Annotated in this window: 15 protein-coding genes; 12 read left to right on the top strand and 3 right to left on the bottom strand. The window is 71.0% G+C overall.

The annotated features are described in order from the left end of the window. The first annotated feature begins 307 nt into the window (after positions 1-307). From ABCR94_RS25395 to ABCR94_RS25380, 4 genes are all read left to right on the top strand, one after another. Positions 308-919 (top strand): response regulator transcription factor, encoded by a 612-nt coding sequence (locus ABCR94_RS25395; RefSeq protein WP_003948568.1) that lies wholly within the window; start codon positions 308-310, stop codon positions 917-919. 252 nt (positions 920-1,171) lie between these two features. Next, positions 1,172-1,747 carry a sigma-70 family RNA polymerase sigma factor gene (locus ABCR94_RS25390; protein ID WP_347122349.1) on the top strand — a complete coding sequence of 192 codons (576 nt, stop codon included), beginning with the start codon at positions 1,172-1,174 and terminating at the stop codon, positions 1,745-1,747. A gap of 203 nt (positions 1,748-1,950) precedes the next feature. Next, on the top strand, positions 1,951-3,456 hold the full coding sequence (guaB, locus tag ABCR94_RS25385; protein ID WP_347122348.1) for an IMP dehydrogenase: 1,506 nt from the start codon (positions 1,951-1,953) through the stop codon (positions 3,454-3,456). Between the two features lie 101 nt (positions 3,457-3,557). Then, the gene (locus ABCR94_RS25380; RefSeq protein ID WP_347122347.1) at positions 3,558-4,682 is read left to right on the top strand and encodes a GuaB3 family IMP dehydrogenase-related protein; all 1,125 of its coding nucleotides are present in this window, start codon (positions 3,558-3,560) and stop codon (positions 4,680-4,682) included. 75 nt (positions 4,683-4,757) lie between these two features. On the opposite strand, the gene ABCR94_RS25375 is transcribed toward ABCR94_RS25380, so the two are convergent. Continuing rightward, positions 4,758-5,243, bottom strand: a complete 486-nt coding sequence (locus ABCR94_RS25375; protein ID WP_347122346.1) for a hypothetical protein — start codon at positions 5,241-5,243, stop codon at positions 4,758-4,760. Between the two features lie 97 nt (positions 5,244-5,340). After that, complete coding sequence (locus ABCR94_RS25370) at positions 5,341-6,600, bottom strand: nucleotide sugar dehydrogenase (protein WP_347122345.1); 1,260 nt, start codon at positions 6,598-6,600, stop codon at positions 5,341-5,343. A 240-nt stretch (positions 6,601-6,840) separates the two neighbouring features. Here ABCR94_RS25370 and ABCR94_RS25365 point away from each other — a divergent pair, with 240 nt between their 5' ends. The 8 genes from ABCR94_RS25365 to ABCR94_RS25330 all read left to right on the top strand — a co-directional run bounded on the left by ABCR94_RS25365 (position 6,841) and on the right by ABCR94_RS25330 (position 21,962). Beyond that, complete coding sequence (locus ABCR94_RS25365; protein ID WP_347122344.1) at positions 6,841-8,553, top strand: glycerol-3-phosphate dehydrogenase/oxidase; 1,713 nt, start codon at positions 6,841-6,843, stop codon at positions 8,551-8,553. A 310-nt stretch (positions 8,554-8,863) separates the two neighbouring features. Continuing rightward, positions 8,864-10,744, top strand: coding sequence for a serine/threonine-protein kinase (locus tag ABCR94_RS25360; protein ID WP_347122343.1), 1,881 nt, complete (start codon positions 8,864-8,866; stop codon positions 10,742-10,744). Between the two features lie 186 nt (positions 10,745-10,930). After that, positions 10,931-14,215, top strand: coding sequence for a serine/threonine kinase C-terminal domain-containing protein (locus ABCR94_RS25355; protein WP_347122342.1), 3,285 nt, complete (start codon positions 10,931-10,933; stop codon positions 14,213-14,215). Between the two features lie 127 nt (positions 14,216-14,342). Further along, on the top strand, positions 14,343-15,953 hold the full coding sequence (locus ABCR94_RS25350) for a serine/threonine-protein kinase (protein ID WP_347122341.1): 1,611 nt from the start codon (positions 14,343-14,345) through the stop codon (positions 15,951-15,953). 17 nt (positions 15,954-15,970) lie between these two features. Next, positions 15,971-17,614, top strand: coding sequence for a serine/threonine-protein kinase (locus ABCR94_RS25345; protein WP_347122340.1), 1,644 nt, complete (start codon positions 15,971-15,973; stop codon positions 17,612-17,614). Between the two features lie 230 nt (positions 17,615-17,844). Then, on the top strand, positions 17,845-18,300 hold the full coding sequence (locus tag ABCR94_RS25340) for a hypothetical protein (protein ID WP_347122339.1): 456 nt from the start codon (positions 17,845-17,847) through the stop codon (positions 18,298-18,300). 141 nt (positions 18,301-18,441) lie between these two features. Further along, complete coding sequence (locus ABCR94_RS25335) at positions 18,442-20,058, top strand: succinic semialdehyde dehydrogenase (RefSeq protein ID WP_347122338.1); 1,617 nt, start codon at positions 18,442-18,444, stop codon at positions 20,056-20,058. A gap of 62 nt (positions 20,059-20,120) precedes the next feature. After that, the gene (locus tag ABCR94_RS25330; RefSeq protein WP_347122337.1) at positions 20,121-21,962 is read left to right on the top strand and encodes a GMC oxidoreductase; all 1,842 of its coding nucleotides are present in this window, start codon (positions 20,121-20,123) and stop codon (positions 21,960-21,962) included. Positions 21,963-22,718: 756 nt separating this feature from the next. Here the strand turns inward: ABCR94_RS25330 and ABCR94_RS25325 are convergent. Then, positions 22,719-23,024: a chorismate mutase gene (locus tag ABCR94_RS25325; RefSeq protein WP_347122336.1), complete on the bottom strand. Its 306-nt coding sequence runs from the start codon at positions 23,022-23,024 to the stop codon at positions 22,719-22,721. Between the last annotated feature and the right edge of the window lie 161 nt (positions 23,025-23,185).

Genomic DNA, 23,185 nt, shown 5'->3' with positions numbered 1-23,185 from the left:
AAATATGACTGATGTCGAATCTAGTCACAGACACCAGCAAAACGGAAGAAAAGCCGCCGAATGGGGCATAGCTTTACTTCGGCGGCGTGGCAGACGGTGGCGCGCTTCTGCGCGACGGTTCCCTTACGTAGAGTGCTGAAGGCGTTCGTCCGACCCGTAACTCTTTCGGGTGACCGTCGTTGAATGTGCGAGGCGGTTGAAAGAACAAGCGATCGGGCAGTTGTCCGAGAGTGTCAACCGCACAGGTGACGAAATATGTACCAGCCTGGAGGCCCAAGGTGACGCGCATCAGCTGCGGAGGACGGTCATGACATCCGTCCTCGTCTGCGACGACTCCCCGCTTGCCCGAGAGGCGCTCCGCCGCGCGGTTGCGACCGTGCCCGGTGTCGAGCGTGTGACGACAGCGGCCAACGGTGAGGAAGTCCTCCGCCGGTGGGGCGCCGACCGCTCGGACCTGATTCTGATGGACGTACGCATGCCCGGTCTGGGCGGCGTCGAGACCGTGCGCCGGCTGCTCTCCGCAGACCCGGGCGCCCGAATCATCATGCTCACGGTCGCCGAGGACCTCGACGGGGTCGCGCTCGCGGTCGCCGCGGGTGCTCGGGGCTATCTGCACAAGGACGCCTCACGCGCCGAGCTGCGTGCGACCGTCACCCAGGCGCTGGCCGACCCGACCTGGCGGCTCGCCCCGCGCCGGCTCAGGTCTGCCGAGATGGGTGCGGCGCCGACGCTCACTGCGCGTGAGATCCAGGTGCTCGAAGGCATGAGTCACGGCCGCTCCAACGCAGAGATCGGCCGCGAGCTGTTCCTCTCCGAGGACACGGTCAAGACGCACGCCAGGCGGCTTTTCAAGAAGCTCGGCGCCTCGGACCGCGCGCACGCCGTGGCGCTCGGATTCCGCTGGGGCCTGGTCCGCTGAGGGATGTCCCGTGCGCAGTTGCGCGGGTACGGCGTTCCCCGTCCGCCATCGGGCGGACGGGGTGGCGGACGTCCGCGACTCGTTCCGTCGCCGATGCCGCATCCTTGAGGTGTGGAGTTCCTCGGGGACGATTCGGTCGAGCGGGAGGGGAGGGCGCAGGAGATGACTTCCGGCGTACCTGCTCATAACGCTTCAGTGCACAACTACGGGCGTGGCAGCGCGGATGGTTCGGCGTCAAGGCACCATGGACCGATGCGCGACGACGAGACGACGGTGATCGGTGCCCTCGTCCGCCGCGCGGTCGAAGGGGACGAGCAGGCTACCCACGACCTTCTGGCCCGCGTTCACCCGCTGGCCCTGCGGTATTGCCGCACCCGGCTGAGCCGGCTGCCCGGTGATGCCCGTCACTTCGTGGAGGACCTGGCGCAGGAAGTCTGTGTCGCGGTCCTCATGGCGCTGCCGCGCTACAAGGACACCGGCAGGCCCTTCGAGGCCTTCGTCTCCGCCATCGCCGCGCACAAGGTCGCCGATCTCCAGCGGGCGGCCATGCGCCACCCCGGCTCGACGGCCGTGCCCTCCGACGAGATGCCGGAGCGGCCGGACGACTCGCTGGGGCCCGAGGAGCGGGCGCTGCTCAGCAGCGACGCCGAGTGGGCCAAGAAACTTCTGGCAAATCTTCCCCAGGCCCAGCGCGAGTTGCTGGTGCTGCGGGTGGCGGTCGGGCTGACCGCCGAGGAGACCGGGCAGATGCTGGGGATGTCGCCCGGCGCCGTTCGGGTGGCGCAGCACCGGGCGCTCAGCCGGTTGCGGGCGCTCGCCGGCCAGTAGGCGGGCGGACGCCGGTGAGGGCGGTGGCGCGGCGGTGGTGGTGCGGTGGCCCGGCGGTGGTGGTGCGGTGGCCCGGCGGTGGTGCGGTGGCGCGGCTGTGTGAACGTACAGGCCCACTTGGTGATCTTGATCGTGGAATGAGACACCCTGGAGTCCCGTTAGCATGGACATCCGCGCCGAGCAAGACCATTTGGGAAGGTGTCATGACTGCCAACGTCGATGGAGTGCCCGCTAAATTCGCGATGCTCGGGCTGACTTACGACGACGTGCTGCTGCTGCCTGGCGCGTCGGACATGGCCCCCGACCAGATCGACACCGGCTCGTACATCTCCAAGAACGTACGGGTGAACGTCCCGCTGCTGTCGGCCGCGATGGACAAGGTCACCGAGGCCCGCATGGCCATCGCGATGGCCCGCCAGGGCGGTGTCGGCGTGCTCCACCGCAACCTGTCAATTGCCGACCAGGCCAACCAGGTCGACCTGGTCAAGCGCTCCGAGTCGGGCATGGTCACCGACCCGATCACCGTGCGCCCCGACGCCACCCTCGCCGACGCCGACCAGCTGTGCGCGAAGTTCCGCATCAGCGGTGTGCCGGTGACGGACGCGGCGGGCAAGCTGCTCGGCATCGTCACCAACCGCGACATGGCCTTCGAGACGGACCGCAGGCGCCAGGTCCGCGAGATCATGACGCCGATGCCGCTCGTCACGGGCAAGGTCGGCATCTCCAGCGTGGACGCGGTCCAGCTGCTGCGCCGCCACAAGATCGAGAAGCTTCCGCTGGTCGACGACGCGGGCATCCTCAAGGGCCTCATCACGGTCAAGGACTTCGTCAAGGCCGAGAAGTACCCGAACGCAGCCAAGGACAGGGAAGGCCGCCTGCTCGTCGGCGCGGCCGTCGGTGTCGCGGGTGACGCGTACGAGCGCGCCCAGGCGCTCATCGAGGCCGGCGTGGACTTCGTCGTCGTCGACACGGCGCACGGGCACTCCCGGCTGGTCGGCGACATGGTCGCCAAGATCAAGTCGAACGCGTCCGGAGTCGACGTCATCGGCGGCAATGTCGCCACGCGTGACGGCGCCCAGGCGCTGATCGACGCCGGTGTCGACGGCATCAAGGTCGGTGTCGGACCCGGTTCCATCTGTACGACGCGAGTCGTCGCCGGCATCGGCGTCCCGCAGGTCACCGCGATCTACGAGGCCTCGCTCGCCGCGAAGCCGGCCGGGGTGCCGGTCATCGGCGACGGCGGCCTCCAGTACAGCGGCGACATCGCGAAGGCCCTCGTGGCCGGCGCGGACACCGTGATGCTCGGCTCGCTGCTCGCGGGCTGCGAGGAGTCGCCGGGCGAGCTGCTCTTCATCAACGGCAAGCAGTTCAAGTCGTACCGCGGCATGGGCTCGCTGGGCGCGATGCAGTCCCGCGGCCAGAGCGTCTCGTACTCCAAGGACCGGTACTTCCAGGAGGGCGTGGGCGCCGACGACAAGCTCGTGCCGGAGGGCATCGAGGGCCAGGTGCCGTACCGCGGCCCGCTGTCCGCCGTCGTGCACCAGCTCGCGGGCGGTCTGCGCCAGTCGATGTTCTACGTCGGCGGCCGGACGATCCCGGAGCTCCAGGAGAACGGCCGGTTCGTCCGGATCACCTCGGCGGGCCTCAAGGAGAGCCACCCGCACGACATTCAGATGACGGTCGAGGCACCGAATTACAGCAGGAAGTAACGTAGTCCCGACTGAGGGGCGGGCCCGGGTGACCGGGACCGCCCCTCTGCCGCGTGTCGGGGATACTGGACGCGCAGACCAAGAGGGAAAGGCCACCACACGTGACTGAGATCGAGATCGGGCGCGGCAAGCGCGGCCGCAGGGCGTACGCGTTCGACGACATCGCCATTGTGCCGAGCCGGCGCACCCGGGACCCGAAGGAGGTCTCGATCGCCTGGCAGATCGACGCCTACCGCTTCGAGCTGCCGTTCCTGGCCGCTCCGATGGACTCGGTGGTCTCTCCGAAGACCGCGATCCGCATCGGTGAGCTCGGCGGCCTCGGAGTGCTGAACCTCGAAGGTCTGTGGACCCGGTACGAGGACCCGGAGCCGCTGCTCCAGGAGATCGCCGAGCTGGACGGGGAGACCGCGACCCGCCGCCTCCAGGAGATCTACGCCGCCCCGATCAAGGCGGACCTGATCGGGCAGCGCATCAAGGAGGTGCGTGACTCCGGTGTGGTCACCGCCGCCGCGCTGTCGCCGCAGCGCACGGCCGAGTTCTCCAAGGCCGTTGTCGACGCGGGTGTCGACATCTTCGTGATCCGCGGGACCACGGTCTCCGCCGAGCACGTGTCGGGCGCCGCCGAGCCGCTCAACCTCAAGCAGTTCATCTACGAGCTCGACGTCCCGGTCATCGTGGGCGGCTGCGCGACGTACACCGCCTCGTTGCACCTGATGCGCACCGGCGCGGCGGGCGTGCTCGTCGGCTTCGGCGGCGGCGCCGCGCACACCACGCGCAACGTGCTCGGCATCCAGGTGCCGATGGCGACCGCGGTCGCCGATGTGGCCGCGGCCCGCCGCGACTACATGGACGAGTCCGGCGGCCGTTACGTGCACGTCATCGCCGACGGCGGTGTCGGCTGGTCCGGCGACATCCCCAAGGCCGTCGCCTGCGGCGCGGACGCCGTGATGATGGGCTCCCCGCTGGCCCGCGCGACGGACGCGCCCGGCCGCGGTCACCACTGGGGCATGGAGGCCGTGCACGAGGACGTGCCGCGCGGAAAGCGCATGGACCTGGGCGCGGTCGGCACGACCGAGGAGATCCTCCTCGGCCCGTCGCACACCCCGGACGGCTCGATGAACCTCTTCGGCGCGCTGCGCCGCTCGATGGCGACGACGGGCTACAGCGAGCTCAAGGAGTTCCAGCGCGTCGAGGTGACGGTCTCGCCGTCGGAGCACAAGCGCTGACGCGTGCAGTGACAGGTGCGCGAGGGGGCCCGGACCACAATGTGATCCGGGCCCCCTCGCGTATACCGGCGGTGCTTAGGCGGCGGATTTCTTCGCGGCCGAAAAGGCGGCGAAGGCGCCGATGGCCAGGAAGACGAAGGTCATCGCGCCTGCCTCCAACTTCCAGGCCTCCATCAGGACGTCGAGGTTTTCGAAGAAGAGCTCCGACACCGTTGCGTCGGCCCTGTCGGCGAGGAAGATCGCGATACCGAGCAGCTGGCCGATGTAGACCGCTCCCAGTGACAGGATCGCGGCCACCACCGGCAGCGCCGGGTTGCGGCCGCCGACCTTGCCCGCGACGAAGCCGACCAGGTAGCCGACGCCGACGGCCGCGAAGCCGATCTGGTACTCGGTGGCTCCGACGATCGCACCGTAGATCCCGGCGCTGACCAGCGCGACACCGAAGGCCGCCGCGAGGCCGAGGCCGAGGTTGTCGCGGACCGGGGCGGGGGCCGGGGCGTTCGGGTACGCGCCGTCGGCGAAGGGGTTGCCGGACGGCGGCGGTTGAATGGGCTGGGTCATGGTGAGAATTCCCCCGAGGGACTTGTGCGTACGGATGTGCGATAAGTAACGCCGCAGGCTAGCAGTCCGGTACGACAGGGGCCCGGGAATTCGGGTCTCAGAGGCGGTGGGTGGTGCCCGTCGGGGATGCGCCGCGGGTGTCCAGCAGGAGCTGCGCCTTCACGGCGAGGCCCTGAAGGTCGTACGTACGGTGCTGCTGGAGCAGGACGGTCAGGTCGGCATTGGCCGCGGCCTCGTAGAGGGAGTCCGCGCGGGGGACCGGTACGTCTCGCACGCGCCAGTCCAGGACGTACGGGTCGTGGTAGCCGACCTGGGCGCCCAGGTCCATCAGGCGGGTGGCGATCTCCTGGGCCGGGGAACCCTGCTGGTCGGCGAGGTCCGGCTTGTAGGTGACGCCGAGGAGCAGGACGCGGGCGCCCCGGGCGGATTTGCCGTGCTCGTTGAGCAGGGTGGCGCAGCGCTGGATGACGTACTGCGGCATGCGGCCGTTGATCTCCTGGGCGAGCCCCACCATGCGCAGGGGGTGGCCGGGGGTGCGGCTGCTGTGCGGGATGTAGTTCGGGTCGACCGGGACGCCGTGGCCGCCGACGCCGGGTCCTGGCCGGAAGGCCTGGAAGCCGAAGGACTTGGTCTCGGCGCAGCGGACGACGTCCCAGAGGTCGACGCCGAGGTCGTGGCAGAGCACGGCCATCTCGTTGACCAGGGCGATGTTGACGTGCCGGTAGTTCGTTTCGAGTACGCCGACGGTCTCCGCCTCGCGCGGGCCCCGGGCGCGGACCACCTTGTCGGTGAGGCGCCCGTAGAACGCGGCGGCCGACTCGGTGCAGGCGGGGGTGAGGCCACCGATGACCTTGGGGGTGCTGGCGTAGCCGTGCAGCCGGTTGCCGGGGTCGATGCGGTTGGGCGAGTACGCGAGGTGGAAGTCGCGTCCCGCGCGCAGCCGTGATCCCTCTTCGAGGATCGGGCGCAGGTATTCATCCGTGGTGCCGGGGTACGCGGCGGATTCCAGCAGCACGGTGGTGTGCGGGCGCAGATGCGCCGCGAGGGCGCGGGCCGCGTCGCCGACGGCGCTCAGATCGAGCGTGCGGTCCGCGCCGAGCGGAGTGGGGGCGCAGATGACGGCGGTACGGACCCGGCCGAGCTCCGCCGGATTCGTCACGGTCCGGAATCCTCCGGCGAGCATGCGGCGCAGCTCGGCCGCGGTGAGGGAGCCGCCCGGGATGCGCCCCGCGGCGAGCTCGGCGAGGGCGCGCGGGTCGGTGTCGTAGCCGATGGTGCTGATGCCGGCGGCGACGGCGGCCTGGGCGAGGGGCAGGCCGAGGTGGCCGAGTCCGATGACGGCGAGATCTGCGGGCACGGTGGTGGGCCGTCCTTCCCAATAGCCGGAGGGGAGGCAACGCGCAAGCCCTGTGGACAATTCGAGCGAGCGCAATGTCAGACTAGGCGTAAATATGACCGTTATGCCGCATTGCGGGAAGGTGGGGTGCGGGAGTGTTGTCCACAGGCGGTGGCTGAAGACGGGGAGCACGGACAGAATCAAGGGGTGGGGACTTGATCCCGACCACCCCGACCACCCCGAGCACTACGGGAGGCAGCAGTGAGGACAGCGACACTGGGACCTGCGGAGCGCGCCGAAGCGCTCGCAGCGATGGCCGAGCGTGAACTGGACGTGCTGGTCGTGGGCGCCGGAGTGGTCGGTGCGGGGACGGCTCTCGACGCCGCCACCCGTGGGCTCGCCACCGGACTGGTCGAAGCGAGTGACTGGGCCTCGGGCACGTCGAGCCGGTCGAGCAAGCTGATCCATGGCGGCCTGCGCTATCTGGAGATGCTCGACTTCACACTCGTACGCGAGGCACTCAAGGAGCGCGGGCTGCTCCTGGAGCGTCTCGCGCCACATCTCGTCAAGCCCGTGGCCTTTCTTTATCCCTTGCAGCACAAGGGCTGGGAGCGGTTCTACGCCGGTTCGGGCGTGGCGCTCTACGACGGGATGTCGATGTTGTCGAAGCACGGGCGCGGGCTGCCCCTGCACCGGCATCTGACGCGCAAGCACGCCCTGCGGGTCGCGCCCGCGTTGAAGAAGGACGCGCTGGTCGGGGCCCTGCAGTACTACGACGCGCAGGTGGACGACGCGCGCTATGTGGCGACGCTGGTGCGTACGGCGTCGCAGTACGGCGCCCGGGTCGCCAACCGGGCGCGGGCCATCGGCTTCCTGCGGGAGGGCGAGCGCGTCGTCGGCGCGCGGGTGCAGGACGTGGAGGGCGGCGGCGAGTACGAGATCCGGGCCAAGCAGGTGGTGAACGCCACCGGGGTGTGGACGGACGACACCCAGGCCCTGATCGGGGAGCGCGGGCAGTTCCATGTGCGGGCGTCCAAGGGCATTCACCTCGTTGTGCCCAAGGATCGGATCCACTCCTCGACCGGGCTGATCCTGCGGACCGAGAAGTCCGTGCTGTTCGTCATCCCGTGGGGCAGGCACTGGATCGTCGGGACGACGGACACCGACTGGGACCTCGACAAGGCCCATCCGGCGGCGTCCAGCGCCGACATCGACTACCTGCTTGAGCATGTGAATTCGGTGCTCTCGGTGCCGCTCACCCGCGACGACGTGCAGGGCGTGTACGCCGGCCTTCGGCCGCTCCTGGCCGGCGAGTCGGACGCCACCAGCAAGCTCTCGCGGGAGCACACGGTCGCGCATCCGGTACCCGGGCTGGTGGTCGTCGCGGGCGGCAAGTACACGACGTACCGCGTGATGGCGAAGGACGCCGTGGACGAGGCGGTGCACGCGCTGGACCAGCGGGTCGCCGAGTGCGTGACCGAGGACGTGCCGCTCGTCGGGGCCGAGGGCTACCGGGCCATGTGGAACGCCCGTGCGCGGATCGCGGCGCGGACCGGCCTCCATGTGGTGCGCGTGGAGCATCTGTTGAACCGGTACGGCTCGCTGGCCGAGGAGCTGCTTGAGCTGATCGCGGCCGACCTCACGCTGGGGGAGCCGCTGGCCGCGGCGGACGACTATCTGCGGGCGGAGATCGTGTACGCCGCCTCGCACGAGGGTGCCCGTCACCTCGACGACGTACTGACGCGTCGTACCCGGATCTCGATCGAGACCTTCGACCGGGGGACACGCAGCGCGCGGGAGTGCGCGGAGTTGATGGCGCCGGTGCTCGGCTGGGAGAAGGAGCAGATCGAGAAAGAGGTCGAGCACTACGAGAAGCGGGTCGAGGCGGAACGGGAGTCGCAGCGGCAGCCGGACGACCTGACGGCGGACGCGGCCAGGCTCGGCGCGCCGGACATCGTGCCGCCGATCCAATAGCGGTCCGCGGGACGGGTGGGTCCGGCGGGGCCCGGGGGGTGGTTGGGCGGGTGACGTCATGCATGACGTCAGGAGAAGGGGGAACTCGGGTCCGGCGCGGGCAGGTTCGTTCGCGGTACGGATCCGGTTCCCCCGGCGGTGCTGTGACCTGGGCAGGGTCCCATTCGTCGGCCTTGTGGAACGGGCCGGCCGACCCGGGACCACGATCGGTCCCGGGGTGAGGGACAATGAAGGCTCTGCCAGGGCGGGTTACTGCATCACCCTGGACGCAGCCATCGCGGGCGAAGATCAGGGATCGCAGAGGGGACGCATGTCGGAGGCGGAGAAGTCCAAGGACACCGAGGGACGTCTTCTCGCTGGGCGGTACCGGCTCGGCGAGGTGCTCGGCCGGGGCGGCATGGGCACGGTCTGGCGCGCTGTCGACGAGACGCTGGGCCGCACCGTCGCGGTGAAGGAGCTGCGCTTCCCCACCAGCATCGACGAGGAGGAGAAGCGTCGGCTCATCACGCGCACCCTGCGTGAGGCCAAGGCGATCGCCCGGATCCGTAACAACGGCGCGGTGACCGTCTACGACGTGGTCGACGAGGACGACCGCCCGTGGATCGTCATGGAGCTGATCGAGGGCAAGTCGCTGGCCGACGCGGTGCGCGAGGACGGGCTGCTGACGCCGCATCGTGCCGCCGAGGTGGGCCTGGCCATCCTCGACGTACTGCGCGCCGCGCACCGCGTGGGCATCCTGCACCGCGATGTGAAGCCGTCCAACGTGCTGATCTCCGACGAGGGACGGGTCGTGCTGACCGACTTCGGCATCGCCCAGGTGGAGGGCGACCCGTCGGTCACCTCGACGGGCATGCTCGTCGGCGCCCCCTCGTACATCTCGCCCGAGCGGGCCCGTGGTCACAAGCCGGGCCCCGCCGCCGACCTGTGGTCGCTCGGCGGTCTGCTGTACGCGGCGGTCGAAGGCATGCCTCCGTACGACAAGGGGTCGGCCATCGCGACCCTGACGGCCGTGATGACCGAGCCGCTCGACCCGCCGAAGAACGCGGGAGAGCTGGAAGAGGTCATCTACGGCCTGCTCGCCAAGGACCCCGCGCAGCGGCTCGACGAGCCCGCCGCGCGTGCGCTGCTCAACGACGTGATCCACCGGCCCGAGACGCCGGACGAGCCGTCGCCGGAGGCGACGCGGGTGGTGGCGCTGCCGCCCGTGCCCGAGGCCGCTCCCAAGGCCGAGGGCGGCGCGGCGGACCGGATGCGCGGCGCGCTGAAGTCGGCACGCGGTGCGGCGGCGGCGGCCCAGGCCGCCAGGTCGGAGCAACGGCCGCAGCAGGCGCAGGCGTCGGCGCGGTCCCAGTCCCAGGCTCAGTCGCCGTCCGCGGCCGGGCCGAAGCCGCCGCGGGCCTCGCTCACCGATGTGGTGCCCCGCCGTACGCTGGTCATCATCGCGGTGTTCGCCGCGCTTGCCGTGGTCGGCACGTTGCTGGGTGTCGCGCTGGCCGGTGGCGACGAAGGCGACGGCGGCGGCGACAAGGACAAGCCGAAGGCCGGTGCGTCCGCGTCCAGCGGTGCCACGGCCGACGAGGGCAAGAAGAACGACGGCAAGAACGACAAGCAGGGCCAGAGCGAGGGCCAGGGCGCGGGTGCGGGGCAGAGCGACGACCCGGACAAGGGCACGGACTCCGGCAAGGACAAGGGCAAGGGCAAGGACACCGGCGGGGCGTCGAAGGACGGCGCTGTGCCCGCCGGGTACAAGACGGTCAGCGACAGCCGCTTCCACTTCACCATGGCGCTGCCCAAGGACTTCAAGCGCAACGACATAGCCGGTCAGAACTCCGGCGGCATATACAACAAGAACGGCGGATTCCCGCGGGTCCAGGTCGACTTCACGGCCACTCCCGGGGGTGACGCCCGCGCTGCCTGGGAGGCCGCCAGGCTCGGTGTCGCCGCCAGCAGCAACAACTACAAGCACCTCGGCATAAGGCCCGTCGACTACAACGGGTATCCCACCACCGCCGACTGGGAGTTCGAGCGGGAGCAGCAGGGTCAGCAGGTGCATGTGCTGAACCGCGGCTTCAAGGTGGATGCCGGGCACGGCTACTCGATCATGGTCAGCTGCAAGGCGAGCGAATGGAACGGCGACGAGTGCCGGACCCTGCGCAAGGCCGCGTTCGACACGTTCAAGCCCAAGGACTGACGGGCAGAACGGCAGGGGCGGGCGACCCGGTTGCGGTGACCGGCCGCGCGACCGGGTCCTGCCACGTATCGTGAGAAGTTGTGGACCGTACGCAGCCGCAATGGGCGGTAGCTGTACGGAAACCGACCAGAAATGACGGGTTGGTGCGGTCCTGGGCCGGGGGACAGCGCGCTCTGGGGAGGCGTCGTGGACGACTATGCGGGACGGGTTCTTGCCGACCGCTATCGCCTCCCCCTGCCCCCGTCCGACGAGTACGACCTGGTGGAGACGCGCGCCTTCGACACCTACAGCGGGCAGGAAGTCCTGGTCCGCCAGGTGCCGTTGCCGGAAGTCGTGGACGCGGAGTTCCTCGACGGCGAGGGCGGCGGGACGGCCGCGCAGCGACGGGCCGCCGGGCGGACGACGCGTCGGCCCACGGATCCGGCGGTGCGGCGCGCGATCGAGGCGGCCCAGGCCGCCGCGCAGATTCCCGACCACCCCAGGCTCGACCAGGTCTTCGACGTGTTCGCCGAGGGCGGTTCGCTGTGGGTGGTGAGCGAGTTGGTGGCGGCGCGGCCGCTGGCTGCGCTGCTCGCGGAGCAGCCGCTGACCCCGTACCGGGCGGCCGAGATCGGCTCCGACGTGCTCACCGCACTGCGGGTGCTGCACGCGCACGGCTGGACCCACCGCAACATCACCACGCGCACGGTGCTCGTCTGCGACGACGGCCGTGTTGTGCTGACGGGGCTGGCGGCGGGGGCCGCGGAGGAGGCGCTCTGCGGGTACGCGCCGGTGCCGGTGTCGCCCGACGCGGACGACGACGAGACCGATGGCGGCGGCAGTTGGGGCGGGCCGGGTCCGGGCAGTGAGCCCGGCCCCGGTGACAACTCGGAAAGCGCCGGACCCACCGGGTACGAAGCGCAGGCGGCCGGCGGTTCGGCGCGGCCGGCGTCGGACGCCGGGGGCGAAGGCCCGTACGGCGGCACTCCGTCGGGTGGCCGCGTCGCGCTGCCGTCGGGTGCGGGTGCGGGTGCGGCCGCGGATGTGCGGGCGGCGCGCGCCGGGGCCATAGCGGCGTACCGCGCCGGTGCCCGCGCGGCGGCCCGGGTCGGCGAGGAGCGGCGCCCGGCCGACACCGGGCCCTTCCCCGTGCAGCGCCCCGCGCCACGGCCGGTCGGTGGACCCCGGGCGATCAGCCCGTACGGGGAGCCCGACCCGGAGCGCACGTCATACGGGGACGGGGTGGGCGGGCGCGCGTCCTACGGCGATGGTGGTGGCTCGGAGCGCACGCCCTACGGCGATTTCCTGCCGGTGGCCGGGCCCGGGGCGGGGGCGGGCGGCGATGCTGACGCCCGGTCCGACTTCGGTCCCGGGTCCGACTTCGTCCCCGGACATGAACTTGGCGCCGGACACGAACTCGGCGCCGGTCCCGGTCGCGACGCCGACGCCGACTACGGCCGTGATGCCGACTACGGCCGTGGCGCCGGGCCTGGCCGCGACTCCGGCTTTGGCTTCGACTTCGGTGCCCGCCCCGGCCGCGGCCCCGCTGCCGATCCGGACGCGGATGCGGATGCGGATGCCGACGGCGATACGGATGCCTATACGGACCCCGGCTATGGCTACGGCTCCGACGCCGATCCTCATCCCGGCCCCCGCCCCGCCGTGCCGCCGCGCCGGTCCGAGCTGGCCGGGACCTGGCAGGACGCGCCCGAGCCCGGGAAAGCGGGCGCGACCGGTGCCACCGGGACCTTCGGCCCCGGCGCGGCCCGGACGACCGGGACCCGGCGCGGGTCCGGAGCCGCCCGCAGCGGCGAGACCCCGCGCGGCGCCGGGGACGCGGGCGGGGCAGGGCTCGGCCGGGAGGCCGACGCCGGGCGTTCCGAGGGCAGCTGGCACGGGGCGGTGCCGCGCGTCGGGGCCGCCGGGGACGGGCTGCGCGCCGACGGCCTGCGCCACCAGGCCCCGGCCCCCGCACCGCAGGCCGCGCCCGCCGCCACCGGGCGGTGGGACGAGTACGTCGCGGGCGGCGGGCTCCCCGCGTACCGGGGCCCCGCCACCCCGCTCGCCGCCGAGCGCGCCAGGCAGGCCCGTATCTCCCTCATCGGCGCCGTCACCGAGCGCTGGGCGCCCGAGCAGGCGGGGTCCGTCCACAGCAACTGGCAGCTGGCGCCGCCCATCGGCCCTTCGACGGACCTCTGGGCCCTGGGCGCGCTGCTCTTCCGTACGGTGCAGGGGCACGCCCCGTACCCGGAGGAGAGCGCCATAGAGCTGGTGCAGCTCGTCTGCGCCGAGCCGCCCGCCTTCGCCGAGGAGTGCGGCCCGCTGCGCCCCGTCGTCGAGTCTCTGCTCCGCCAGGACCCCACCGAGCGCCCGGACTTCGAGGAGCTGCGCGGCTGGCTGCGCTCCCTCGTGCGCTCGGCGCCCGAGCCGGAGGCCGGCACGGCCGTGGTGCCGCTGCCCGCCGCCGACAGCACCCGGCTGCCCGTCGTACGCCGCCGGGGCGAGCTCGTACGCAGGCGTCGGCCCGGCTCGTCCGCCGACTCGAACCACGGCCGCCACCGCCACAAGAAGTCCAAGTCGGCCAAGCCGGCGAAGTCGGTCAAGCCGGTCAAAGCGACGAACGCGGCCCGGCCCACCAGGCTGTCCAAGAAGGAGAGCAGGCAGGACCTCAGGCAGGAGAGCCGTCAGGAGAGCAGGCCGCAGGCCCCGCCGAGGGCCCCGCGGCCACCCAGGGAGCCGCGGATAAAGGAGCCGCGGATCCAGAAGAAGCAGCGCGGCGGTGCCGGTTCGCTCGGCCGCACGCTGCTTGTGGTGATCCTCCTCGGCCTGGTCGCCGCGCTCGTGTACGCGATGGTCTTCATGCCCAAGTCCGGCGAGAAGGACCCGCGGAGCGCGGGCAAGGACGAGGGCAGGCGCACCTCCGCGCCCAACACCCCGGGTGCGTCCGGCGGCACGGCCTCGGCGCCGCCACCCGCCGCGTCCCCGAAGAAGACCCCCACCGCGCAGCAGCCGCAGACCTCCGTCCCCGCCGGTGACATCGCCGGGGGGTACGCGCTGCGCAAGGACGCCGAGGGATTCCAGATAGCCGTCGACAAGGACTGGCGGCGGCGCCCGGTCAACGACGCCGGGCAAGTGCGGTACCAGGGCGGTGACTTCGAGCTGCTGATCGTCCCCGGCCGGGACTCCGTCAAGGACGGTGGCAGCGACCCGATGGACTACCAGCTGAAGGAGGAGCGGGAGCTGCAGGCCGTCCGCGACTCCTCCTGGGCGACGTCCAGCGGGCTGCGCCGCATCGAGGTGGGCCGGCAGTCCATGGCCGAGGGGCAGTTCACCTGGAAGGACAGCAGTGGCCGCGATGTGTACGTACGGAACCTCGCGATGATCGTCGGTGGCCGCTATCACGTCGTCCAGGTGATCGGTCCCGAGGCGCAGCGCGACGAGATCACCAAGATCTACGAACAGGCCTCGGAGTCCTACCGGGTGACGGGCTGAGAGCCGGCCACCGGCTCGTGGCCGGCCGGACGATCGGACCGTCGTGTCCAATCGTGAGCATCCCGAGGTTCCATGACCGTATTCCGCTCCGTAATCTGGCAGCCGTAGACACGGGGCGGGCAGGGACGTGGATCACTCACAGGGCATAGCGGCGGGCCTGCTTCTCGCGGGACGCTACCGGCTGGGCGAGAGCATCGGCAGCGGTGGCATGGGACGCGTGTGGCGCGCTCACGACGAGGTGCTGCACAGGACCGTCGCGGTGAAGGAGCTGACGGCCGGTCTGTATGTGGCGGAGGCGGACCGGGTGATTCTGCACGCGCGCGCCCAGAAGGAGGCGCGGGCGGCCGCCCGCATCAACCACCCCGGCGTCGTCACCGTCCACGACGTGCTGGAGCACGACGACCGACCATGGATCGTCATGGAGTACGTCGACGGGCCCTCGCTCGCCGACGCGGCCAAGGCGAGCGGCCGGATGGCACCGGCCGAGGCCGCCCGCGTCGGCCTGCACGTACTCGGCGCCCTGCGCGCCGCGCACGCCGCCGGGGTGCTGCACCGTGACGTCAAGCCCGGCAACGTACTTCTCGCGAAGGACGGCCGTGTGCTGCTCACAGATTTCGGGATCGCCGCGATCGAAGGCGACGCGACGATCACCAGGACCGGTGAACTCATCGGCTCCATCGACTATCTGGCGCCCGAGCGGGTACGCGGCGCCGACCCCGGCCCCGCCTCCGACCTGTGGGCGCTCGGCGCGACGCTCTACACGGCGGTGGAGGAACGATCGCCCTTCCGGCGTACGTCGCCCATCAGCACCCTCCAGGCGGTGGTCGCCGAAGAGCCGTTGCCCACCCGCCACGCGGGCGCCCTCGGCCCGGTGATCACCGCGCTGCTGCGCAAGGAGCCGGCGGAGCGGCCCTCGGTGGCGGAGGCGGAGCGGATGCTCCTGGACGCGATGGAGGGGCGAGAGCCCAAGGCGGCGCAGGCGTACGTACCGACGCAGCAGGTTCCGCGGGGTGCCCTGCGGGAGACGAACACGGCGGTGACCACACCCGTCCCCACCCCCGCGCCCGCCGAGCTCCCCACCCCCGTGCCCGCCTCCGCCCCCGCGGGCCGGTCCGGTGGCTGGCGCACCGCGGTGGTGGCCGTGCTGGCCGCAGCCCTGGTTGGCGGCGGGGCCGCGTTCGGCGTCATGAAGTACGCGGACGGGGAGCAGGAATCGACCGACGGCGGGTCGCAATCCCCGGCGCCGCAGGCGGATTCCGACCCGGACGCCGTGCCTAAGGGCTGGCAGCGCGTCCAGGACCCCGAGGGCTTCAGCCTGCTCGTACCCAAGGGCTGGAAGCGCCAGATGGACGGCACCGAGATCGACTACACCCCCGACAACGGCAATCACCGGATCCGGATCAGCATCGACCACTCGCCGGACTTCGAGAACCCGTACATGCACATGCTGGCGCTGGAGAAAACCCTCAAGGCCCAGCTGCCCGAATACCGCCAAGTGGCGCTGCACACCAACCACTACAGGGACGGGGTCGCCGGGCTCTGGGAGTTCGGCTGGACGGCGTACAAGGAGAACCCGGGGGAGCGGCGCGCCATCGACCAGATGTACTTCGCGGACAACGGCCGCACGGAGTACGCGATTTACATGTCGGGCCCCGAGAAGGACTGGGCGACGACGCGCGAGCAATTCGACACCGTCCTGCGCGGCTGGCGCCCGCCGCCCGAGCAGGACGACCAATGACGGATGGCTGATGACGCATGACTGCTGACGGCAACACGCGGGTGATCGCGGGGCGTTACCGGTTGGGACGCAGGCTCGGCCGGGGCGGCATGGGCACCGTCTGGCAGGCGACCGACGAACTGCTCGGCCGACAGGTCGCCGTCAAGGAACTGCATCTCGACGAGGGCGCCGGCGGCGTTCCTGGCGTCGACGCGCAGCAGCGGCGGGAGCGGGCGCTGCGCGAGGCCCGCGCGGTCGCCCAGCTGGTGCACCCGAATGTGATCGTGGTGCACGACGTCGTCGCGGACGAGGACGACAGCCGTCCGTACATCATCATGGAGTTGATCGAGGGCGGCTCGCTCGCCGACCGCATCGCGCGGAGCGGCCCGGTGGACGCCGCCGAGGCGGCCAGGATCGGGCTCGCGCTGCTCGGGGCGCTGGGCGCGGCCCATGAACGCGGGGTGCTGCACCGGGACCTCAAGCCCGCCAATGTGCTGCTGGAGACGGGCACCGGCCGTATCGTGCTGACCGACTTCGGGGTCGCACGCTTCTCCGGCGCCACCACGCTCACCGACGCCGGGACCTTCGTCGGCTCTCCCGAGTACACGGCGCCCGAGCGGATGGAGGGCATGCCCGCGGGCCCCGCGTCCGACCTGTGGTCGCTCGGCGTGCTCCTGTGCGTGGCGCTGGCCGGTCAATCCCCCTTCTACCGCGACTCGTTGAGCGGCATCCTGTGCGCCGTCGTACACGACGAGATCCGCCCGCCCGCCGCCGCAGGACCACTCATGCCCGTCGTCCAGGGCCTGCTCCAGCGCGATGCGGCGCGCAGAATCGGCGCGGAGGAGGCCCGAGCGCTGCTGCTCGCCCAGCTCGCGACCGGCATCGCACCCACCGCGTCGGCGACCTACCGCCCGTCCTCCTGGCTGCAGGAACCGGTCGCCCCGGCCCGGCCACGGGCCGGGCGCATCCGGGGCGCCCTGGTCGCGGGCATCCTCGTCGTCGCGATGGCGGGGGCGGGCGCGGTCACGGCGACGCTGCTGCTCGATGACGACGACGCGGGCGGGAGCGGCGGCGGCAACGGCCCCACCGGCGGGCGGACGACCATCGCGCCCACCCGCACAGTCACTTCACCCCCGGCCACGCCCGACGACGGATCCCCGGCCACCCCTCGCGACGGCGTTCCGTCGGCGACTTCCCGCAACGGCGGCTCACCGGCCCCGACCGTCACCGTGACCCGCACACCTCCGGTCGGCTACCGCTCGGTGACCGACCGTCAGGGCTTCAGCGTCACGGTCCCCGAAGGCTTCACCCGCTCCACCGACGACCGGCGGGTCTTCTACATCTCACCGGACGGCGCCCTGCGCATCGGCATCCGCAGCCAGCCCCCGGTCCCGGACGGCCCGCTCGCCGAGATGCGCCGTTCGGCGGCCGATGGCCCCGACAACAACCCCGGCTACCGCGACGACAAGGTCACCCCGACCACCCACAACGGCCTCACCGCCGCGCTGTGGGAGTTCACCTGGAACGGCTTCGAGGCGGGCGACGAGGCCCGGCACACGTACGACATCTGCTGGGACGAGGACGGCCGGATGTACGACGTATGGGTGTCGGCGCCGGTCAGCCGCCAGGACGAGGCGAAGAGGCACTTCGACACGGCGCTGGATTCCTTCACTCGTGGTTGATGGCGGGCGGGGGGTGCGGACATCGTGGGTGGCAATGTCACAGGTCGGCATCCGGAAGCCGGCCCGGTGGTAACACACGCAACACTTCGTCAGGATGTGCGCATGACGAACGATGGTGGACGGGCGAACGAGCCCACCAGCTATGGACTCCGGCCGCCAACCCCTTCGGGGGCGACGAGCTGCCGCAGGGCTGGAAGGTCCGTACGGAGACCGAGCTCCTCGCGGCCGACGTGGCCGTGCCCGAGGACTACCGGCGGGTGCAGAGTGGCTCCACCGACGACTTCAGCGTCACCTATTACGACCCGAGCGGTGTCTTCACCATCTACCTGGCGCGGGTTCCGGCCAAGGACAAGGGTCCCGGCACTGTCGCCCAGCAGGCCGCGGAGTGGGTCTCGTACTACCGCGGCGGCGGCGACAACAAGACCACGATCCAGGACGTCAAGAGCACCGCGACGCCCGCGAAGCAGCAGGGCAAGGACGCCAGGGACGTGCTGACCAGCTACCGGGACTACAGCGCCGGCGAGGACGACCTCTACAAGCGCTACCAGGAGCGCTACTACGTCAACGGCAAGAAGTCGGCCTACTGGCGGCTCCAGGTCTCCATGCCCGACCGTGGCGCGGCGGCCAAGGACGGCGAGCAGCTCTTCGACACCATCGTCAAGCATCTGGAAATTCAGGACCTGTGACTCCGGCGGCGGGGCCGGGGCGATGCCGAGCCCCTGATCAGGAGTTATCTGCCAGTGAATACTGGCGTGGTGGTGAGGGGTCGGTGAAAAGCCATTACCCACGGGTACCAAAAGTCTGTGGAGGGGCTTAGTGTCGCCCTCATGACGGACTTGCAGGCTCCCGACACCGCCCTCGGCACCAATCCCGTAGCCGCCACCCCGGCAGGCGCGCGTACCGCGGCCGACGTGGTCACCCCCGAGGTGGTCGCGCAGCTCACCCGTGACGTGGTCGGTTCCGGTCGTACGGCCAACCACTCGCCGTTCACCGGGGAGAAGCTGGCGGACCTGCCCGAGTCCACCCCTGAAGACGTCGCACTCGCCTTCGAGCGGGCACGCGCCGCACAGTCGGTCTGGGCCGCCGTCCCGGTCCGGCAGCGCGCCGCCGTCCTGCTGCGCTTCCACGACCTCGTCCTGGAGCGGCAGGCCGAGGTGCTCGACCTCATCCAGCTGGAGACCGGCAAGGCGCGCCTGCACGCGCACGAGGAGGTCCTGGCGGTCGCCAGCGCCGCCCGCCACTACGGGCGCAGGGCCCCCAACTACCTGAAGGCCAAGCGGCACACCGGCGCCGTCCCGACACTCACCAAGGTCACCGAGCTGCGCCAGCCGCGCGGTGTCGTCGGCCAGATCGCGCCGTGGAACTACCCGCTGGAGCTGTCGGTCGGCGACGCGCTGCCCGCCTTCGTCTCCGGCAACGCCGTCGTGATGAAGCCCGACACCGAGACCGCCCTGACCGCACTGTGGGCCCGTGACCTGCTGGTCGAGGCCGGTCTGCCCGCCGAGGTCTTCCAAGTCGTCCTCGGCGAAGGCCCGGTTGTCGGCCCCGAGGTCGTCAAGCACGCCGACTACGTGTCCTTCACCGGCTCCACCCGCACCGGCCGCGAGGTCGCGCAGGGCGCGGCCGCCCGCCTCGTCGGTGTCTCCCTTGAACTCGGCGGCAAAAACGCCATGCTGGTGCTCGCCGACGCCGATGTGGAGAAGGCAGCGGCCGGCGCCGTCCGTGCCTGCTTCTCCTCCGCCGGACAGCTGTGCATCTCCATCGAGCGGCTGTACGTACACGAGTCGATCGCCGACGACTTCGTGCAGCGCTTCGCCACCCGCACGAAGGCGATGCGCCTCGGCACGGCTCTCGCGTACGGCGCGGACATGGGCTCCCTCGTCGGTGAGCGCCAGCTGGAGAATGTGCAGCGGCATGTCGACGAGGCCGTCGCCAAGGGCGCCACGCTCGTCGCGGGCGGCGTCGCCCGCCCCGACATCGGCCCGCTCTTCTACGAGCCGACCATCCTCGACGGCGTCGAGGCACCGATGGCCGTGTGCGCCGAGGAGACCTTCGGTCCGGTCGTCTCCATCTACCGCTTCACGGACGAGGACGACGTCATCGGCCTCGCCAACGCCACGTCGTACGGCCTGAATTCGAGCGTCTGGACCAAGAACGCCAAGCGCGGCCACGAGGTCGCGGTCCGGCTGCGCACCGGCACGGTCAACATCAACGAGGGGTACGCCCCGGCGTACGGCAGCGTCCAGTCGCCGATGGGCGGCATGAAGGACTCCGGCCTCGGCCGACGGCACGGCTCCGAGGGCATCCTCAAGTTCACCGAGGCGCAGACCGTCGCCCACCAGCGGCTGATGCCGATGGCGCCGTCCTTCGGCATGGACGACGAGCGGTACGCCGCGTTCATGACGACCAGCCTGCGCGTGCTCAAGGCGCTGCGCTTCCGCTAGGCCCCGCCCGCAGCCCCCTCTTTCCTCCCGTCTCTGGACACAATTTTTGTTGAGGAGCGCCAATGTCGCAGGAGAGCTCTGTCCGCAGCCAGGACCCTGAGGACGCCCAGGACACTGATGATTCCCTCTACGACTACGACGTCATCGTGGTCGGCTCGGGCTTCGGCGGGGCCGTCTCCGCGCTGCGCCTGACGGAGAAGGGCTACCGGGTCGGCGTCCTGGAGGCGGGCCGCCGCTTCACCCGTGAGTCGCTGCCCAAGAGCTCCTGGGACATCAAGAACTACCTGTGGGCCCCCGCACTCGGCCTCTTCGGAATCCAGCGCGTGCACCTGCTCGGGAATGTCATGGTCCTGGCAGGCGCGGGCGTCGGAGGCGGGTCCCTCAACTACGCCAACACGCTGTACGTACCCCCCGCTCCCTTCTTCGAGGACCAGCAGTGGGCGGGCATCACCGACTGGCAGGACGAGCTGGCGCCGTACTACGACCAGGCCAAGCGCATGCTGGGCGTGCGCCTGAACCCGACCATGACGCCGTCGGACGTGCACCTGAAGGCGGCCGCGCAGGCCATGGGGGTGGGCGACACCTTCCACATGGCCCCCGTCGGGGTCTTCTTCGGCGACGGGGCGGACGCCGCCGGTGATTCAACGGCCGAGCCCGGCGCCGAAGTTCCCGACCCGTACTTCGGCGGCGCGGGCCCGTCCCGCAAGGCCTGCACCGAGTGCGGAGAGTGCATGACGGGCTGCCGTCGCGGCGCGAAGAACACCCTCAACGAGAACTACCTCCACCTCGCGGAGAAGGCGGGCGCAGTCATCCACCCGATGACGTCCGTCGTCGGCCTCTCCGAGCACCCGGACGGCGGCTACCGCGTCGCGACCGTTCCCACCGAGTCCCGCCGCAGATCAACGCCCCGCACCCTGCGCGCGCGCCGGATCGTCGTCGCCGCAGGCACCTACGGCACGCAGACCCTGCTGCACGCCATGAAGGACCGCGGCGAGCTGCCCCGTATCTCGGCGAAGCTCGGTGAGCTGACCCGTACGAACTCCGAGGCGCTCGTCGGCTCGCAGACCACCGACCGCCGCTACCGCAAGAAGCACGGCGGCGCCAAGGCCGACTTCACGCGGGGCGTCGCCATCACGTCCTCGATCCACCCGGACGCCAACACCCATATCGAGCCGGTCCGTTACGGCAGGGGCTCCAACGCGATGGGCACGATGTCGATCATCCAGGTGCCGTACGCCGAGAAGTTCCCGCGCGCGCTGGGCTGGCTCGGCAACGTCGCCAGGCACCCGGTGCTCACCGCCCGTTCGCTCTCCAACCACCACTGGTCGGAGCGGACCATCATCGGCCTCGTCATGCAGTCCCTGGACAACTCCCTGACGACGTACCGCAAGCCGGGGGGGATCGGAAAAGGCCTGCTCACCGCCCGTCAGGGCCACGGCGCGCCCAACCCGAAGCAGATACCGGCTGCGACGCGCGCCGCGACGATCCTCGCGGACGAGATCAACGGCTTCCCCGGCAGCAACATCGGCGAGCTGATGGGCACCCCGCTGACCGCGCACTTCCTGGGCGGCTGCGCGATCGGCGCCTCGCCGCAGGAGGGCGTCATAGACCCCTACCACCGGCTGTACGGGCACCCGGGCATCTCGGTGGTCGACGGTTCGGCGGTCTCTGCGAACCTCGGGGTGAACCCGTCGCTGACGATCACCGCGCAGGCGGAGCGGGCGATGTCCTACTGGCCCAACAAGGGCGACGCGGATGTGCGGCCGGCGCAGGACGCGGCGTACGTACGCCTGTCGGCGGTCGAGCCGAAGTCGCCGGTGGTGCCGGCGGAGGCGTTCGGCGCACTGAAACTGCCGTTGTTGGCGGTCCCGGCGGTGCCGCCGAAACAGCAGCGCCGGAAGTGACCGGGCAGGCAAAAGGGGCTGCGCTCCCCTCCGAGCGCAGCCCCTTTGACCGGCCTTCTTGGTACGCACGTGAGACCTGTGACTTGCTCAAAGGGTTGTCCAGAGACCCGCATATTTCTCATGTGGCATACGTCACTCCGTTTGCGGATGAGGAGTGTAGAGGTGCCGAGACGCCGGGCGCGGGGGCAAAGCGAAGGGCCCCGCGGTGGAGATGCGCGGGGCCCCTGGCCATCGGCACCGACGTCGGGGCGACGTCGGTGCCGGGAAGCGGCGCCGGGGGGTAGCGCCGCTGGTTCGGTGGTGGTGCGTGTGCGGTGGTGGTGCGTGTGCGGTGGTGCGGGTCGGGCTTCGATGCGCCGGGTGGGCGCCCCGGCGCACAAATGGTGTCGACCAATGGCAATAGCGGTGCGAAGTGCTGGTGCCCGTCTTTGCATCGTGCTGGACCGGCCGCAGCGTGCGCAACCGTTTCGACCACATCCTGGGGGACCCGCGGACACAGTCGGCCGGTTCCGGGCGTCCCCGGAACCGGCCGACTTGGGTGACCGATCCGCTGTCCCCTGCCGACCGGTCACATGCGCCGGAACGAGGTCCCACGACACACGTGCAGTGCGTCGCACGCCCCGGCGGAGCCACGCGTGGTTCTCTTCCTGCGTGTACACCCCTGGCTGGGGCGGACACCGGTACCAACGAAGGCCCGTGGGACCGGTCACGCGCCGTACGGGTGAGGACGGGCCCGAACTCAGATCCGGGGCCAACTCAGATCCGGCCCCGGCACAGCTCCAGCATCGTCATGGCCAGAGCCGTGCCCGGCCTCCCCAGCGCGTCCCTGTAGTGGGCGAGGACCTCCATCTCGCGGGAGAGGTTCACCCGGCGTCCGCCCGAGGAGATGCGGGCCTGCTGGATGACGGACGAGACGGCCATCCGTTCCTGGATCAGGCCGATGATCCGGTCGTCGAGCGAGTCGATGCGCTCGCGGGCGTCCCCGATGAGGGAGGCGGCCTCGTCGGTGCGCGCGCCGGTCTTCTCCGCAGCGGTGGGGGCGGTGGTGGTCGCGGTGCTCATGTCCGTATCTCCTGAACGTGAAGGGTTGGCCCGGAGGGGCCGGTACGGGCCCCGGGGCGGCGATCAGGTCCGGGAAACACAGAACGCCCCGGACCTTGTCGGCCCGGGGCGCCTGGGAAGTTGCTTGTCAGTGGTTCAAGCAGCACGACCATGGCAGCCGG

It is taken from the genome of Streptomyces changchenzhani (genome assembly GCF_039766235.1).
Classification (GTDB): Bacteria; Actinomycetota; Actinomycetes; order Streptomycetales; family Streptomycetaceae; genus Streptomyces.
This window is presented reverse-complemented; position numbering and strand designations above follow the sequence as displayed.

Coding starts and splice junctions, on each gene's coding strand:
- ABCR94_RS25395 (WP_003948568.1), top strand. CDS start 308: ATGACATCCGTCCTCGTCTGCGACGACTCCCCGCTTGCCCGAGAGGCG.
- ABCR94_RS25390 (WP_347122349.1), top strand. CDS start 1,172: ATGCGCGACGACGAGACGACGGTGATCGGTGCCCTCGTCCGCCGCGCG.
- guaB (WP_347122348.1), top strand. CDS start 1,951: ATGACTGCCAACGTCGATGGAGTGCCCGCTAAATTCGCGATGCTCGGG.
- ABCR94_RS25375 (WP_347122346.1), bottom strand. CDS start 5,243: ATGACCCAGCCCATTCAACCGCCGCCGTCCGGCAACCCCTTCGCCGAC.
- ABCR94_RS25360 (WP_347122343.1), top strand. CDS start 8,864: ATGTCGGAGGCGGAGAAGTCCAAGGACACCGAGGGACGTCTTCTCGCT.
- ABCR94_RS25345 (WP_347122340.1), top strand. CDS start 15,971: ATGACTGCTGACGGCAACACGCGGGTGATCGCGGGGCGTTACCGGTTG.
- ABCR94_RS25335 (WP_347122338.1), top strand. CDS start 18,442: ATGACGGACTTGCAGGCTCCCGACACCGCCCTCGGCACCAATCCCGTA.
- ABCR94_RS25330 (WP_347122337.1), top strand. CDS start 20,121: ATGTCGCAGGAGAGCTCTGTCCGCAGCCAGGACCCTGAGGACGCCCAG.
- ABCR94_RS25325 (WP_347122336.1), bottom strand. CDS start 23,024: ATGAGCACCGCGACCACCACCGCCCCCACCGCTGCGGAGAAGACCGGC.